General features: G+C 66.3%; 19 protein-coding genes. 6 read left to right on the top strand and 13 right to left on the bottom strand.

The genetic code is table 11. The annotated features are described in order from the left end of the window. Positions 1-100 precede the first annotated feature (100 nt). The 5 genes from ACIPPQ_RS02440 to panB form a co-directional block, all read right to left on the bottom strand. A complete protein-coding gene (locus ACIPPQ_RS02440) occupies positions 101-322 on the bottom strand; it encodes a sulfurtransferase TusA family protein (RefSeq protein WP_446542617.1) in 222 nt (73 codons plus the stop codon). Continuing rightward, positions 315-1,703, bottom strand: coding sequence for a ribosome biogenesis GTPase Der (gene der / locus ACIPPQ_RS02435; protein WP_446542616.1), 1,389 nt, complete (start codon positions 1,701-1,703; stop codon positions 315-317). Before der ends, ACIPPQ_RS02440 begins: the two co-directional genes overlap by 8 nt. Before the next feature lie 48 nt (positions 1,704-1,751). Next, positions 1,752-3,086, bottom strand: coding sequence for an outer membrane protein assembly factor BamB family protein (locus ACIPPQ_RS02430; protein WP_446542615.1), 1,335 nt, complete (start codon positions 3,084-3,086; stop codon positions 1,752-1,754). A gap of 1 nt (position 3,087) precedes the next feature. Continuing rightward, the gene (locus ACIPPQ_RS02425; protein ID WP_446542614.1) at positions 3,088-3,891 is read right to left on the bottom strand and encodes a tetratricopeptide repeat protein; all 804 of its coding nucleotides are present in this window, start codon (positions 3,889-3,891) and stop codon (positions 3,088-3,090) included. Between the two features lie 106 nt (positions 3,892-3,997). After that, the gene (gene panB, locus ACIPPQ_RS02420) at positions 3,998-4,861 is read right to left on the bottom strand and encodes a 3-methyl-2-oxobutanoate hydroxymethyltransferase (RefSeq protein ID WP_446542613.1); all 864 of its coding nucleotides are present in this window, start codon (positions 4,859-4,861) and stop codon (positions 3,998-4,000) included. Between the two features lie 128 nt (positions 4,862-4,989). On the opposite strand from panB, the gene ACIPPQ_RS02415 reads away from it, so the two are divergent. The 3 genes from ACIPPQ_RS02415 (at position 4,990) to ACIPPQ_RS02405 (ending at position 6,117) form a co-directional block, all read left to right on the top strand. Beyond that, positions 4,990-5,412, top strand: a complete 423-nt coding sequence (locus ACIPPQ_RS02415) for a hypothetical protein (protein WP_446542612.1) — start codon at positions 4,990-4,992, stop codon at positions 5,410-5,412. A gap of 65 nt (positions 5,413-5,477) precedes the next feature. Then, a complete protein-coding gene (locus tag ACIPPQ_RS02410; RefSeq protein WP_446542611.1) occupies positions 5,478-5,903 on the top strand; it encodes a hypothetical protein in 426 nt (141 codons plus the stop codon). Then, positions 5,896-6,117, top strand: a complete 222-nt coding sequence (locus tag ACIPPQ_RS02405; protein WP_446542610.1) for a helix-turn-helix transcriptional regulator — start codon at positions 5,896-5,898, stop codon at positions 6,115-6,117. Before ACIPPQ_RS02410 ends, ACIPPQ_RS02405 begins: the two co-directional genes overlap by 8 nt. A gap of 58 nt (positions 6,118-6,175) precedes the next feature. Here ACIPPQ_RS02405 and ACIPPQ_RS02400 read toward each other — a convergent pair whose 3' ends face one another. From ACIPPQ_RS02400 to ACIPPQ_RS02385, 4 genes are read right to left on the bottom strand one after another with little or no spacing between them, the layout of a single operon-like run. After that, positions 6,176-7,105, bottom strand: coding sequence for an aldo/keto reductase (locus ACIPPQ_RS02400; RefSeq protein WP_446542609.1), 930 nt, complete (start codon positions 7,103-7,105; stop codon positions 6,176-6,178). Then, positions 7,102-8,178: a glycerophosphodiester phosphodiesterase gene (locus tag ACIPPQ_RS02395; RefSeq protein ID WP_446542608.1), complete on the bottom strand. Its 1,077-nt coding sequence runs from the start codon at positions 8,176-8,178 to the stop codon at positions 7,102-7,104. The genes ACIPPQ_RS02400 and ACIPPQ_RS02395 overlap by 4 nt, the downstream gene beginning before the upstream one ends. Further along, positions 8,175-8,525: an ArsC family reductase gene (locus tag ACIPPQ_RS02390; RefSeq protein ID WP_446542607.1), complete on the bottom strand. Its 351-nt coding sequence runs from the start codon at positions 8,523-8,525 to the stop codon at positions 8,175-8,177. Before ACIPPQ_RS02390 ends, ACIPPQ_RS02395 begins: the two co-directional genes overlap by 4 nt. A 58-nt stretch (positions 8,526-8,583) precedes the next feature. Continuing rightward, the gene (locus tag ACIPPQ_RS02385) at positions 8,584-9,261 is read right to left on the bottom strand and encodes a Crp/Fnr family transcriptional regulator (protein ID WP_446542606.1); all 678 of its coding nucleotides are present in this window, start codon (positions 9,259-9,261) and stop codon (positions 8,584-8,586) included. A 251-nt stretch (positions 9,262-9,512) separates the two neighbouring features. Here ACIPPQ_RS02385 and ACIPPQ_RS02380 point away from each other — a divergent pair, with 251 nt between their 5' ends. After that, positions 9,513-10,886 carry a class II 3-deoxy-7-phosphoheptulonate synthase gene (locus ACIPPQ_RS02380; RefSeq protein ID WP_446542605.1) on the top strand — a complete coding sequence of 458 codons (1,374 nt, stop codon included), beginning with the start codon at positions 9,513-9,515 and terminating at the stop codon, positions 10,884-10,886. A 110-nt stretch (positions 10,887-10,996) separates the two neighbouring features. Here the strand turns inward: ACIPPQ_RS02380 and ACIPPQ_RS02375 are convergent, their stop codons facing one another. The 3 genes from ACIPPQ_RS02375 to ACIPPQ_RS02365 all read right to left on the bottom strand — a co-directional run bounded on the left by ACIPPQ_RS02375 (position 10,997) and on the right by ACIPPQ_RS02365 (position 13,387). Continuing rightward, a complete protein-coding gene (locus ACIPPQ_RS02375; RefSeq protein ID WP_446542604.1) occupies positions 10,997-12,505 on the bottom strand; it encodes a M28 family peptidase in 1,509 nt (502 codons plus the stop codon). A gap of 67 nt (positions 12,506-12,572) precedes the next feature. After that, positions 12,573-12,923, bottom strand: a complete 351-nt coding sequence (locus ACIPPQ_RS02370) for an aldolase/citrate lyase family protein (RefSeq protein ID WP_446542603.1) — start codon at positions 12,921-12,923, stop codon at positions 12,573-12,575. 47 nt (positions 12,924-12,970) lie between these two features. Beyond that, positions 12,971-13,387: an aldolase/citrate lyase family protein gene (locus tag ACIPPQ_RS02365; protein ID WP_446542602.1), complete on the bottom strand. Its 417-nt coding sequence runs from the start codon at positions 13,385-13,387 to the stop codon at positions 12,971-12,973. Between the two features lie 79 nt (positions 13,388-13,466). Between ACIPPQ_RS02365 and ACIPPQ_RS02360 the strand changes: the two genes are divergently transcribed. Then, complete coding sequence (locus tag ACIPPQ_RS02360) at positions 13,467-14,384, top strand: SPFH domain-containing protein (RefSeq protein WP_446542601.1); 918 nt, start codon at positions 13,467-13,469, stop codon at positions 14,382-14,384. A gap of 1 nt (position 14,385) precedes the next feature. Beyond that, on the top strand, positions 14,386-14,832 hold the full coding sequence (locus ACIPPQ_RS02355) for an NfeD family protein (protein WP_446542600.1): 447 nt from the start codon (positions 14,386-14,388) through the stop codon (positions 14,830-14,832). On the opposite strand, the gene ACIPPQ_RS02350 is transcribed toward ACIPPQ_RS02355, so the two are convergent. After that, a complete protein-coding gene (locus ACIPPQ_RS02350) occupies positions 14,829-15,359 on the bottom strand; it encodes a GNAT family N-acetyltransferase (RefSeq protein WP_446542599.1) in 531 nt (176 codons plus the stop codon). The two genes, ACIPPQ_RS02355 and ACIPPQ_RS02350, sit on opposite strands and share 4 nt — an antisense overlap. Positions 15,360-15,386: the final 27 nt, after the last annotated feature.

Raw genomic sequence — 15,386 nt, 5'->3', positions numbered from 1 at the left:
GTTCAAATTCGGCCGTGGTCCCACCCGGTCCATGCCGAGTTTGGGTAAAAAAGACGTTACGGTGTCAGCGGGGGCATGCGGGAAGCCGTCCCGCTTTGGATCAGCGCCGGACGCGCCAGCGCCCTTCGCCGGCGTCGGTCGCGCCGTCCTCGACCTGCCAGCCATGCTCGCCCGCCAGCGCCGCGACCTCGCGCCCCGCCTGCGGATCGTCGGCGATCAGCAGCACGTCCGACGCATCGCGCATTGCGCGCGCCAGCCTGAGCGCCGGCCAGGGGCAACGCATCCCGCGCGCATCGACGACCAGCGTCGATGCGTCACTCATCGTAGGGATTGCGCGAATTGCGGAAATTGAGGCGCACCGGAACGCCCTGGAAACCCAGTTCCTTGCGCATGCCGTTGACCAGATAGCGTTCGTAGCTGCCCGGCAGGCTGTCGGTGCGCGTCCCGAACACGACGAAGGTCGGCGGCCGGGTGCGCGCCTGCGTGATATAGCGCAGCTTGATGCGCTTGCCGCCCGGCGCCGGCGGCGGATTGTTTTCGACCGCGCCTTCGAACCAGCGGTTGAGGCGCGCGGTCGAAACGCGATTGGTCCAGATTTCGCGCTGTTCGAACGCGACGCGGACGAGCGTATCGATGCCCTTGCCCGTCGCGCCCGAAATGCTGAGCACCGGCACGCCCTTGACCTGGCTGAGCCCGTCGTCGAGCGCATTTCGCACGCCGTTGAACAGCGACGAGGGATCCTCGGCGATGTCCCATTTGTTGAGCGCGACAATCAGCGCGCGGCCTTCCTGCAGCACCCTGTCGGCGATGCGCAGATCCTGCGCCTCGAGCCCCTTGGTGGCGTCGAGCAGCAGCACGACGACCTCGGCGAAATCGACCGCATGGAGCGCGTCGGCGACCGACAGTTTCTCCAGCTTGTCGACGACCTTGGCGCGCTTGCGCATCCCCGCGGTGTCGAACAGCTGGATCTCGTGGACCTCGCCGTCATTCTCCCATTGCCAGTCGACGCGGATCGAATCGCGGGTGATCCCGGCCTCGGGCCCGGTGATCAGGCGGTCCTCGCCGATCATCCGGTTGATCAGCGTCGACTTGCCCGCGTTCGGGCGGCCGACGATCGCGAGCTTCATCGGGCCGAGCGGCGCGTCGTCGTCTTCCTCGCCCTCGACGGGCGGCGGCAGCGCTTCGGCTTCGGCCGCATCATAGGCCTCGACGATCGGACGGAGAGCATCGAACAGGTCGACGACCCCTTCGCCATGCTCGGCGCTGAGCGCGATCGGATTGTCGAAACCGAGCGAATAGCTTTCCATCAGGCCGTTTTCGCCCTGCTTCCCCTCGGCCTTGTTGACGAGGAGGATGATCGGCGTGTCCTCGCTGCGCAGCCAGCGCGCGATTTCCTCATCGAGCGGGGTCACTCCGGCGCGGCCGTCGATCATGAACAGGGCCGCATCGGCTTCGCGCACCGCCTTTTCGGTCTGCACACGCATCCGGCCGGGCAGGGTCGCGGCGTCATAATCCTCGAAACCCGCCGTATCGACGATGCGGAATTCGAGTCCGAGCAACTGACCGTCGCCCTCGCGCCGGTCGCGCGTCACCCCGGGCTGGTCGTCGACGAGCGCGAGGCGCTTGCCGACCAGCCGGTTGAACAGCGTCGACTTGCCCACATTGGGACGGCCGACAATGGCAATCGTCGCGAATCGCGACATGAGACTATTCCCTGTATCCAACCGGGCCGCCCCGGCCCGGACGCCGTATCAGCGCCAGGCCGTGATCTGCCCGTCGTCCGCGAGGACGTACAAAATATTGTTCGCAACCACCGGGGGCTGCGACAGCGACGATTTGAATTCGGTCGATCCGAGCAGCGATCCGTCGGTCGGCGAGAATTCGGAAAGCGTCCCTTCGCTATTGACCGCGATCAGGCGTCCGCCAGCAAGGATCGGCCCGGTCCAGCGGATCGGGTCCTTTTTCTTCTTTTCGGTTTCGACGCGGAAGCGCGCGAGCTGCTGCAGCCAGCGCACCTTGCCGTTCGCGCGCGACACGCACAGCAGCTTGCCGTCGTCGGTCATCGCATAAACCCACTCGCCGATTACATAGGGGGTCGAGATGCCCGCGATCGAGATTTCCCAGCTTCGCTGGCCGGTGACGAGCTCATAGCTTGCCATGCGGCCGCCCTGGCCGAGCGCGAAAACGCGGCCGCGGTCGACGACCGGATCGGCATCGACGTCGGTGAGCGTCGACACCGACAGCGCCATCGACGTGCGCGCGAGCGCGTCTTCCCAAAGGTCGCGGCCGTTTTCGTAGCGATAGGCCTGAACCTCGCCGGACGAATAGCCGGCGACGATCGTTCCCTGCCCCGCCGCGGGCGACGCCGCACCGAACACGCTGCCGGGTTCCATCGACGCCGTCGCCTGCCACTGCACCGCCCCGGTCGCGGCATTGAGCGCGAAAATCTGGTTGTCCTGGCTGATCACATAAACGCCGCCAAAGGCAATCGTCGGGGCACCGCGCAGCGGACCCGCCGGCTTGACCTTCCAGATCACCGATCCGTCGGCGACGTTCAGCGCCGCGACGTCGCCGACGCCGCTGGTCGCATAGACGACATTGCCGTCGACCCCGGCACCGCCGCCAAACAGCGACGCCTTGAAATCCTTGCCCTCGCTGCCGATCGGCGTGCGCCAGAGCGGCGCGCCCGTGTCGGCGGAAAGAGCGGTCACGACGGCGTCGGTATCGACGACGAACAGGCGATTGTCGGCGACGACCGGCGACGCGGCGAGGCGCTGCTTATTGGTGCTGCCGGCAATATTCGCCTGCCACAATTTGCTGCGCGTCGCGGCGAGCGCCGGATGACCCATCGACTTCGACGCATTACCGCCCGATTGCGCCCACGCCGCGTTGACCGCGGGTTCGGGCAGCACCACCGCGATGTCCGCGGTGGCCGGATCGACCTTGACGCTGTTGTCGTTCGACAGGATCGACACGCGGTCGCCGACCGTCGGCGTCTTCGGCCCGCCGTCGCCTTTCAGCACGCCGCAACCGGCGAGGGGCAGCGCGATCAGCGCCGCATAGAGTCCGTAACGCGATTTCCGCATATTATTTGGCTTCCTCAGCTTTTCCGGCTGCCGCTGCCTTCGGCGCAGCACTGCCTTTCTGGTCCCCGGCGGCGCTTGGCGCCGCCTTTTGTTCGGCTTTGGCGCTTTCGGCCGCCTTGTCGGCGACGGCATCGACGCCGAGCATCCCCGCCATCTGCACCGATCGCGATTGCAGCGACTTGGCGACGCCCGGCAATTTGGCGATGCGGCCGTACAGCGCGCCGGCCTGGTCGAACTGACCGAGCTGGTAATGCGCGGTGGCCGACAGTTCGGCCGCGCTGGCGAACCAGCTCGACGCCGGATCCTTGGCGTCGACCATCGGCTTCAGGCGCGCGATCACCGCTTCGGGCTTGAGCGTGTCATATTCGAACGCGGTCTGGCGGATCAGCGCGAGGTCGCGCAGCGACTGGTCGAGTTTCGTGTCGGCCGCGACCTTCGCCATCAACGCAGCGGCGGCCTTCAGGTCGCCGGTCTGCGCCTTGATGTTCGCTTCCTGCATCTGCGCAACCGCGCGATAGGCGGGATTGCCCTCGGCAGCGAGCTTCTGGAGTTCGGTGGTGGCGGCGCGCGGCTGGTTCGTTCCCAGCTTTTCAAAGGCGGCGATCAGCTCTTCGGCCTGTTCGCCGCGCGCGGCCTCCTGCCGATGGCCCCAGAAAAGATAGCCGCCGAACGCGAGCAGCGCGGCGAGGACACCGCCGAGAATCCAGCGGCCATAGCGCTGCATGATCGTATCGAGCTGGTCCTTGCGGACGGCTTCATCGACCTCTTGCAACAGCGCGGCGTCGTTCGTCGGGCTCAGGGCCAATCAAACCTCCATATATTCGTCATGGCTCTGGGCCGGCCGCTTCCTTAGCGACGGCACCGAAAAAGGCCAAGCGATTCACTCGGCCCGGTCGGCACGCCGCGCGGATTCAGCCAGCGTAGATCTGATCCTCGGTCGGGAATGAACGGGACCTGACTTCGTCCGCATAGTCCTTCACCGCGCCGCTGACGACCGCCCCCATGTCCTGATAGCGCTTCACGAACTTCGGGACGCGTTCGAACATGCCGAGCATGTCGTCGGTGACGAGGACCTGCCCGTCGCACTGCGCCGACGCGCCGATGCCGATCGTCGGGCAATCGACCTTGTTCGTGATCTCGATCGCGATCGATTCGAGCACGCCCTCGATGACGATCGAAAAGGCGCCGGCCTGCGCCACGGCGACGGCGTCCTCGACGATCGAGCGCGCTTCTTCCTCGCTCTTGCCGCGCACGCCATAGCCGCCGAGGATGTTCACCGCCTGCGGGGTCAGCCCGACATGGCCCATCACCGGAATGCCGCGCTGGGTCAGGAATTCGATCGTCGGGGCGAGCACCTTGCCGCCCTCGACCTTCACCGCCGCCGCGCCGGTTTCCTTGAGCAGGCGCGCGGCATTGTCGAACGCCTGCTGCGGGCTGCCCTCATAGCTGCCGAAGGGCATGTCGACGATCACCGCGGCGTGATAGCTGCCGCGCACCACCGCCGCGCCGTGGAGCGCCATCATGTCCATCGTCACGCCGACGGTGTGCGGCAGGCCATAGATCACCTGCGCCAGCGAATCGCCCACGAGCAGCATGTCGCAATGCGGATCGAGCAGCTGCGCCATGCGGACAGTGTAGGCGGTCAGCATGACGAGCGGCTCGCCGCCCTTGCGCTGGCGGATGCGCGGCACCGTCAGGCGCTTCATCGGCTGCGGGGTCGGATTGGCGCGGCTCGTCGAGGTGTCGAGGGTGAGCGTTTTGGGGAGTGTGGACATGGGGCGGCGGCTTAGCCCCAAAAGCCGGGGCGCGAAAGCGCCAAAGCCGAGCAATGTTATTCCTGCTTGACTCGATGTTAAAAATATCGAACATAGAGTTCGTAATTTATAACATGGAGGCGAATCGCATGGCGTTCCGCGAGAAAATTCACTGGGTCACGCTGGTGACGATGATTCTGGCGTTCGGCTGGTATTTCCTCGCTTACCCTTGGCAGGTCGCGGACAGCCCGGCGGGCGTGTGGGCGACGGCGGGGCTGCTCGTGCCGGTCACCATCGCTATCATCGTGGCGATGACGGTGGCGACCGCCTTCCTCGCGATCCGCAACCGCGCCGAAGTCGATCTGAAAGAGGATGAGCGCGACCGCAGCTTTCACATGCGCGGTACCCATTATGCCTATTACCCGCTGGTGGTCGGCATCTGGGCCAATATCTTCCTGATCTTCTGGGGCGTGAACCAGGCGCAACAGCTCAACCTGATGCTGGCTACGCTGGTTATCGCCGAGTTGGTCCGCATCGGCACCCAGCTGTTTCTCTATCGCCGAGGCTATTGAGCCATGTCCCCCGCGATCCTCGAATCCGCGCGCCGGCGAGCCGGCGCCGACACCGGAGATTTTCGATGAACTTCCGTGAAAAGACCGCTTGGCTGAACGTCATCGCGATGGTCGCCGCTTATACCGTCTATTTCGGGCTGTTGCTTTCCGGTCACCCTGCCGGGCGCGAAGTCTTCCCGATGCTGTGGCTCTTCGGTTCGATCGCCATCGCGCATGCGGTCACGGTCATCATCGGCACGGTCATCCTGTCGGCGCAGGCACCGAAATCCGAACGGGCGCGCGCCGACGAGCGCGACCGCGCGATCCGCCGCCGCGGCGCGACCATGGCCTATTATGTGCTGCTGGTAGGGATGATGGTCGTCGGCGTATATATGCCCTTCGTCGAGCGCGGCGTGCCGCTGGCGAACATGGGCCTGCTCGCGATCGTCATCGCCGAACTGGTCAACAGCGTCATCGTGCTGACGAGCTACCGGAGGGGCTGGCATGGCTAGTTTGCCCTTCACCAACGACATCCGCACGCTGCGCTTCCTCGCCGGCGAAATGACGCAGGGCGAACTCGGCGATCGCGTCGGAGTGACGCGCCAGACGATCGCGGCGATCGAACAGGGCAAATATTCGCCCTCGCTCGAAGTCGCCTTTCGCATCGCGCGTTGCTTCGACAAGCCGCTCGAAGCGGTGTTCCAGTGGGACGGCGGCAGCAATTGAGACAGCGCGGCCGCGCGGGTCCGGCTCCCGCCTCTCCCCGGGGGCGGCGGGCCGGACTTCAGGCCACGCTCAGCGCCGCAAGCTGTTCGTCGCTCAGGGCGAGGTCGAGGCTGCCGATCAATTCGTCGAGCTGTTCGACCGTCGTCGCGCTCGCAATCGGTGCGGTGACGCCGGGCTGCGCCGCGACCCAGGCGAGCGCGATCTGCGACAGCGTGGCGCCGGTCTCCGCCGCGATCGCATCCATCGCCGCGAGCATTGCCGGTCCCTTGCCCTCGACATAGGGCTTTACCCGCGGCCCGCGTGCGCTCCGGCCGATGTCGTCGACGCTGCGATATTTGCCCGTCAGATAGCCCGAAGCGAGGCTGAAATAGGTAACGACGCCAAGCCCCTCCGCCACGCACAGATCCTGCAAGGTCCCTTCATATTGCGCGCGGTCGAGCAGGTTGAGTTCGGGCTGCATCGCGGTGAAGCGCGGCAAGCCCGCCTCGTCGGCGACGCGCAGCGCCTCGGCGAGCCGGTCCGCCGAATAGTTGGACGCGCCGATCGCGCGCACGATGCCCGCGTCGACAAGTTCGGCGAATGCGCCCAGCACCTCGCCCAAAGGAACGTCGGGATCGTCCTTGTGCGCGAAATAGAGGTCGATCGTGTCGACGCCGAGCCGGTCGAGCGATCCCTGCACCGCCTCGCGGATGCGTTCGGGCTTCAGCCCGCCGGGCATCATGCCGACCTTTGTTGCGATGAGGATGCTGTCGCGTGCGCCGCTTGCCTTGAGCCACGCGCCCATCATGCTTTCGGATTCGCCGCCCTTGTGGCCAGGCACCCACGCCGAATAGACGTCGGCGGTGTCGATCATCCCGCCGCCATGTTCGACGAAACGGTCGAGCACCGCGAAGCTCGCCTCGCGCCCCGCGGTCATGCCAAAGACATTGCCACCAAGGACAAAGGGGCGGATCGACAGCCCGCTCGCACCCAGGGCCCGTTCGGTCATGGCTCGCCTCCTTGCTTCACCGCCGCCACCGCTTCGCGCGAATTGTCGCTGAACAGTCCGTCGATCCCGGTCCTGAGATAGGCGCGGATTTCGGCACCGAGGTCGCCGTGACCGGCGGGATTGACCCCGCCCTTTTCGCCGAGCGGCAGGAAATAATTTTCGCGGCGGAAGGTCCACGGATGCACCTTGAGTCCCGCGGCATGGGCATCGCGCACCAGGGTCGTCGGATCACCTAGCCGGCCGAGCGCAGCGCGCGGAATCACCATCGCCTTGTTCGGGCCGATGCCGTCGGCATAGCCCGCAACCATCTTCAGCCCCGCGGGCGACGCCATGGCGGCATAGCGCATGTCGGGCTTGTCGGCCGGGCCGCCCTCGGCATCCATCAACTGGATCAGCGGCAGGTCGCTCTTGGCGCGCAGGTCCATCAGGTTGCCGACCTCGAAGCTCTGGATAAACACCGGCGCGGCGCGGCCGCGATACCCGAAACGATCGAGCATCGCGAGCAAAGGCGCCTCGTGCGGCAGGCCGATCGCGGCGAAGTAGCTCGGGTGCTTGGTTTCGGGATAGACGCCGACCGGCTTGGCACGGCCCTTATTGACCTCGGCGAGCAAGGTCAGGATTTCCTCGAAGGTGGGGATGTCGAACTTGCCGTCATAGGCGGTGCTGCGCAGCTTCGGCAGCCGTTCGCGCGCGCGCAGCGTCTTCAGTTCGGCAAGCGTGAAATCCTCGGTGAACCAGCCGGTGACCTGCTGCCCGTCGATCGTCTTGGTCGCCTTCCGCGCCTTGAACTCGGGATGATCGGCAACGTCGGTGGTTTCCGAAATCTCGTTCTCGTGCCGCGCGACGAGCACGCCGTCCTTGGTCAGCACAAGATCGGGTTCGATATAATCGGCGCCCTGGTCGATCGCGAGCCGATAGCCGGCGATCGTATGTTCGGGCCGCTCGCCCGACGCGCCGCGGTGCGCGATGATGATCGGCGGCTGGCCGTCGAGGGTGGGTTCTACGGTCATGTCGTCAGCCGCGCAGCCCGCCGACAGCATCAGGGCCATAAGGGCCAGCGGCCAGCGGGTCATGCCGCAAAACGCGTCTGCCAATCGCCGGCCGCGAAACCGACGCTGACGCCGTCCGCGGCCTCGACCACGGGACGGCGGATCATCGCGGGCTGTTCGAGCATCAGCGCCTTCGCCGAGGCCGCGTCGAGCCCGTCCTTTTGCGCATCGGGCAGCTTGCGGAAGGTCGTGCCCGCCTTGTTAAGCAGCTTTTCCCAGCCAAGCGCGTCGATCCAGCCTTGGAGCCGCGCAGCGTCGAGCCCGTCCTTGCGCACATCGTGGAAACGATAGGCGACACCCTGTTCATCGAGCCAGCGGCGCGCCTTCTTCACCGTGTCGCAGTTCGAAATGCCATAGAGAATCAGCGTCATGGATAGGATGCCTAGCAGGTGCCGGTGGCAGATTCGAGACGCGAAAGCGCCCGCCGCGTCACGAGGCGAGCGGACGGTCGGCGAGGCGCGTGTTCGCGCTCGCCAATTTGCCGCGCAGCGCACGCGCGAAGCCTTCGTGAAGGGCGCCGGCGATGGCGGGATTGGCTGCGAGATAGGCGCGCAGCGCCGCCGCCGGAACGAACCAGAGCCGCGCGTTGCTGCTGAGCGTCACCGTCCCTGTCGCGTGGGTGCCGTCGAGCACGGTCGCCTCTCCGATCAGTGCGCCGTCGGACAATCGCCCGACCTCGACGCCCTCGCGCAGGATTCTCGCCTGCCCTTCGGCGAGGTAGAAGAGGCTGGGTGCCGCCTGGTTCTCGCGGATCAGCACTTCGCCGCGGCGCGCCGATATCCAGTGCCCCTGGTCGATCAGGTCGCGCGCGAACGCGGGACTCAGGCCCGCAAAATGCTGGCGGCGGAGCTCGTCTTCCTCGGCCGAGAAGCGCAGCTGTGCCCCGCGCAGCCACAAGCGCGCGAGGATGCCGATATTGACGACGAGGATCGCGAGTACCAGCAGGCCGGAGCCGATATCGGGTTCGCGAAACAGCACGAGCGGGAGCGCCACCAGCGCCGCGGCGGCAAGCCCGAAGCGGACATAGTCGATGCGCACGACAAAACTTGTCGCGAGCAGGAGCAGGAGCGCCCCATATAGGAACCACGCGGAATCGAAACTCGCCATAACCAATCGCTTCGCGTCGAGACCCGAAGTCAGGTCACCGGGTGTATAACGTTGCCGATAGCCGATCGCCTTGGCCCGCCCCTCACCGCGCCAAGCCTATAATAAACTATCAGTTCACTGGTCCGAAGAAAAGCATAGGTGCGCAAAGGTCACGATAATGCTAATTTTCGGATTTTCGCGCGCCCGCAACATTGCTTCCGCGCGGTATCCGCGCCATGGGGCGCACGATTCGAAGATGAAAAGACAGGCAGATGACGAAAAACTGGCAACCGCATAGCTGGCGCTCGCACGAGGCCCGCCAGCTTCCCACCTATCGCGACGCCGATGCGCTCGCAGCGGCGGAACGCGAACTCAGCAATTATCCGCCGCTGGTTTTTGCCGGCGAAGCGCGCGACCTGACCGCCGAGCTCGGCCGCGTGGCCGAGGGCAAGGCGTTCCTGCTGCAGGGCGGCGATTGCGCCGAAAGCTTTGCCGAATTCCATCCGAACAACATCCGCGACACCTTCCGCGTTCTCCTCCAGATGGCGGTCGTCCTGACCTTCGCGTCGAAGATGCCCGTGGTGAAGCTCGGCCGCATGGCGGGCCAGTTCGCCAAGCCGCGTTCGGCCGACATGGAAGATGTGGATGGCGTCGAACTGCCGAGCTATCGCGGCGACATCATCAACGATATCGCGTTCGAGGAAGCGGGCCGCGAGCCCGACCCCCAGCGCATGGTCAAGGCGTATAACCAGTCGGCGGCGACGCTGAACCTGCTGCGCGCCTTCGCGAACGGCGGCTATGCGAACCTGCATCAGGTCAACGCCTGGACGCACGACTTCATGGACCGCAGCCCGTGGGCGAAGAAATATCAGGAAACCGCCGCGCGGATTTCCGAAGCGCTCGCCTTCATGGAAGCGTGCGGCGTGACGCCCGAAACGGTGCCGCAGATCAAGGGCACAAGCTTCTACACCAGCCACGAGGCGCTGCTGCTCCCCTATGAGCAGGCACTCACGCGCCAGGACAGCCTGACCGGCGGCTGGTACGACACGTCGGGCCACTTCCTGTGGGTCGGCGACCGCACGCGCTTCGAAGGCTCGGCGCATATCGAATATCTGCGCGGCATCGGCAATCCGGTCGGCATGAAGTGCGGACCCAGCCTCGAACCCGACGTGCTGCTGCGCCTGCTCGACACGCTCAACCCGAACCATGTCGCGGGCCGCATGACGCTGATCACGCGCTATGGCCACGACAAGATCGAGGCGCATCTGCCCAAGCTCGTGCGCGCGGTGAAGGAATCGGGCCACCCCGTCGTCTGGTCGTGCGACCCGATGCACGGCAATGTCATCAAGACGCCCAACGGCTACAAGACGCGGCCCTTCGATCGCATCCTCGCCGAAGTGCGCGGCTTCTTCGCGGTGCACCGCGCCGAGGGCACGCATGGCGGCGGCATCCATATCGAAATGACCGGCCAGAATGTCACCGAATGCACCGGCGGCGCGATGGACGTGACCCAGATGGATCTCGCCGACCGCTATCACACGCATTGCGACCCGCGCCTCAACGCGGGGCAGAGCCTCGAACTCGCCTTCCTGCTGGCCGAGATGCTCAACCAGGAAATGGCGGATCGGGCAAAGCAGGCGGCGTAAGCCAAGTTAAAGGATCGTGTGTCCCCGCGAAGGCGGGGACCCATCTCCTGCCGTCTAATTCCGAAACACTCGGTGATGGGTCCCCGCCTTCGCGGGGACACACTTGATTTTTATTTCGCCGTTCCCGACCAGGCTTTCGTATCGGCGAACGCGCGGCCGAGCGCGACATGCAGGTCGGCATCCTCCGCCGCGCCGCCAAGCGGGATCTTGTCGGAGAAATTATCCGCAGCGGTATGATAGTCGCTGCCGAGGAACGCTTCGAGCAGCTTCATGTCCGAAAAGCTGCCGCCAACCATCAGCGAGGTCACGCCCTTGGCGCCGAGCGCCCAGCCATCCTGCCGCTGGATGAAGGCATCGGCCTCGCCATCCTCGTCGAGCGTCCGGCCGAGCTTCGTCGCCGCTTCGCGCACGACCGCGTCATAGGCGGGCTTGCCGCGGCCGATCGTCGCGACGGGCGTTCCGCGCGGCGAGATCGCGATCGTGTCGACATTCAGCGCGACGGTGATGTCGGAAAGCGGCACCACCGGATGATCGGCGAAATAATGCGCGCCGAGCAGGCCCTTTTCTTCCGCGGTCGTCGCCATGAAATAGATGTCGCGGTCGGGGCGGACGCCCGATCCGAGCCGCTTCGCAACCTCGATCAGCACCGCAATGCCGCTCGCATTGTCGACCGCGCCGTTGCAGATGCGGTCGGCGGTGCCTTCGGGCTCGCAGATGCCGAGATGATCCCAATGCCCCAGGAACAGCACCGCCTTGCCGTCGGGCTTCGCGCCGGGCAGCTTCGCGATGACGTTGTTGCTGGCAAAGGGACGGATCGCCGATTGCGCCGCAAGGTCGGCGGTAACCGGCAGCGCGGCGCCCTTATAGTCGGGTGATTTCGCCGCTTCGCGCGCCGCGCCGCCATCCTGCCCCGCTTTTTTCAGCAGCGCGTCGGCGGCTTCGGGCGAAAGGAAACCGGTGATCGGGGCACCGGGCTTGGCGCTTGCGAGACGCATCGCCTTGGCGCCGGCGCTTTCGCGCAGCGTCGTCCACGGCACCGCGTCGGTCGCGATCACGAGCACCGCGCTCGCACCCGCATCGGCGAGCATCTGGCGCCGCTCGCGATAGCGCGGCAATTTGTCGCCGAACGGTGCATTGTCGAACAGCATGATCGCGAGCTTGCCCTTGACGTCAGCGTTGACCTTGCCCGCGCCGTCGACGCCATAGCCGACGAAGACCGCGGGGACGCCGGTCAGCGACACCGACGGGTCGCGACCGGTCAGGATGATGCCGTCGTTCGCGAGGGCGAAGTCGCGGCCGCTGACCTTGAACTTGGCGGTGCCGCCCAGCGCCTGCGTCTCGACGAAGGGCACCGGCTGGAGCCAGGGGGTCGTGCTGCCCGGCACGGCTTCGAGGCCCGCCTTGGCCCATTCGCCGACGATATAGGCGATGGTGCGATCCTCGCCCTCGGTGCCCGGCGCGCGGCCCTCGAACGCATCGCTCGCGAGTATCCTGATATGGTCGGCGAGCTGCGCCTCGGTGACCGGGGCGTCGGCCGCTTTCGCTGAAGCGGCGGGGACGGCGACGAAAGCGGCCAGGGCGACGGCCGCGATCGCGGCGCGAAACTTTATTGCTTGCATGGGCGTGCCGCATGGCATGATCGCCGGGGACAGGCAAGACGCGTTCGTCGAACGACGAACGGCGGTGTCAGGCGCCGCGCGCCGCGCGTTCGAGCAAGGCGCGCGCCGCCTCGACGTGCATATCCTCGACCATGCGGCCCGCGTGCCGCTGCGCACCCCCCGTCGCTGCCGCGACGAGCGCTTCGGCCGCCGCGATCTCGCGTTGCGAGGGCACGAAGGCGGTGTTGCACGGGTCGACCTGCGACGGATGGATCAGCGTCTTGCCGTCGAAACCAAGCCGACGGCCCTCGGCGGCTTCGGCGGCGAAACCCGCGGCATCGTCGATCGCATTATAGACGCCGTCGAAACCCCAGATCCCGCCCGCGCGCGCAGCGAGAACGATCGCCTGGATCGAATGGCTCATCGCGCCGCGATCCATGCCATCGGGAAGCTGGAGCTCGTGCGCGAGGTCGTTGAGGCCCGCAATCAGCCCGCAACCGCCGGATCGGCGGCAATGTCGCGCGCGGCGTAAATCGCCGTCGGCGTCTCGATCATCGCGAGGATCGGCAGGCCAAGGCCGCGCAGCGGGTCGAGATCGGATGTCGCATCGACTTTCGGCAGCACGACCGCATCGAGCGCCAGCCCGGCGAGCGCCGCAATATCGTCCGCTTGTTCGCCGGCGCCCGTCGCGTTCACCCGGACCGCGACACGCTTGCCCGGATAGCCCGCGGCCACCGCCGCGCGCATCGCGCCCCGCGCTTCGGCCTTGCGGTCGGCGGGTACGGCATCTTCCAGATCGATGATCAGCATGTCGGCGGCCAGCCCGCCCGCCTTTTCGAGCGCGCGGGCATTCGATCCGGGGACATAGAGGAGCGAGCGGGGAGCGAAGGCGGGAACAGTCATGCGCTTTTGTCTGGCGCAAAGGGCCCAAAGCCGCAATAAAGAAGGACTTGCAGGCGGTAATTTGCGGAGGGGTCAAGCGATGGGTTATGTGGCGATTGCCGGGGTCGTGCTGGCGCTGGTGTTCGTACTTTGGGCGCTGACGCCCGTGCGGCAGGGCTATGCCTATACGATCGAACGCTTCGGCCGTTACACGCATACCGCGCAGCCGGGACTCAATTTCATCATGCCGATCTTCGACCGCGTCGGTCGCAAGGTGAACATGATGGAACAGGTACTCGACATTCCGGGCCAGGAAATCATCACCAAGGACAATGCGATGGTCGCGGTCGACGGCGTCGTCTTCTTCCAGGTGCTCGACGCCGCGAAGGCCGCGTATGAAGTCAGCGATCTCTATCTCGCGATCATGAACCTGACGACCACGAACCTGCGCACCGTGATGGGGTCGATGGACCTCGACGAAACCTTGTCGAAACGCGACGAAATCAACCTCCGGCTGCTGCACGTCGTCGACGATGCGACGACGCCCTGGGGGGTCAAGATCACCCGCGTCGAGATCAAGGACATTCGCCCGCCCGCCGACATCTCGAACGCGATGGCGCGGCAGATGAAGGCCGAGCGCGAGAAGCGCGCCAACATCCTCGAAGCCGAGGGCGCGCGTGCTTCGGAAATCCTCCGCGCCGAGGGTGAGAAGCAGGGCCAGATCCTGCAGGCCGAGGGCCGCCGCGAAGCCGCCTTCCGCGACGCCGAAGCCCGCGAACGCGAGGCCGAGGCCGAAGCCAAGGCGACGCAGATGGTGTCCGACGCGATCGCCGGCGGCAACGCGCAGGCGATCAATTATTTCATCGCGCAAAAATATGTCGAGGCGGTCAGCCAGTTCGCCACCAGCCCGAACGCCAAGACGATTCTGTTCCCGGTCGAGGCGACACAGCTGATCGGGACGCTCGGCGGCATCGGCGAACTCGCCCGCGACGCGATCGAGCGCAAGACGGGAGCCTGACATGCCCGAATGGCTGACGAATATGGAACCGCACTGGGCGTGGCTCGCGCTCGGCGTGCTGCTCGCCGCCGCGGAAATCGTCGCGCCGGGCTTCTTCCTCGTCTGGCTGGGCGCCGCCGCGATCGCCACCGGGCTCCTCGCCTGGGTGCTGCCGATCGGCATCCCGCTGCAGCTTGTCGTTTTCGCAGCGCTGTCCTTCGTCGCGCTCTACACAACGCGGCGCTGGCTGAAGGCGAACCCGATCACCAGCACCGACCCGCACCTTAACCAGCGCGGGGCGCGGCTGGTCGGCGAGGTGCTGACGCTGACCCGCGGAATCGAAAACGGCCGCGGCCGCGCAAAGGTCGGCGACGGCGAATGGCCGGTGCGCGGACCCGACGCGGCCGAAGGCACCAAGGTCCGCGTCGTCAGCGCAGACGGCGGCGTGCTGGTGGTCGAGCTGGCCTAACCGCCCTTGGGACGGCCATAGATCGCGACGACATGCCCTAACGCATCGCTCTCCCCGATGCGGCGGAAACCCAGCTTCGCCGACACGCGTTCAGACGCATCATTGCCCGGATCGATGATGCAGCGGACTTCCTTGGCTTCGAGGTTCGCGTCGGCCCAGCCGAGCGCGGCGGTCATCGCCTCGGTCGCATAGCCCGCGCCCCAATGGTCGGCGTCAAACGCCCAGCCCGCCTCGGGCAGGTCTTCGAGTTCGGGGATGCCGCGACAGAAATAGCTGAGGCCGCCCATGCCGACGAGCGCGTCGCTTTGCCGGTCGGCGAACACCCAGTAGCCGAAGCCCATCACCGGCCACAGCCCGGCCGAGCCCAGGAACTTGCCCCAGCTCACGTCTGCCGTGCGCGGTTCGCCGCCGATGAAGCGCGTGACGCGCGCGTCGGCCCACATCGCGATATGGACGTCCTTGTCGGACAGGCGCCCCGGACGCAGGCGCAAACGGTCGGTTTCGATGAGGGGGGGTGCAGTGAACATCGCGCGGGTGTGCCGAAGCCCGTCGAA

It is taken from the genome of Sphingopyxis sp. LARHCG72, assembly GCF_052871675.1.
This window is presented reverse-complemented; position numbering and strand designations above follow the sequence as displayed.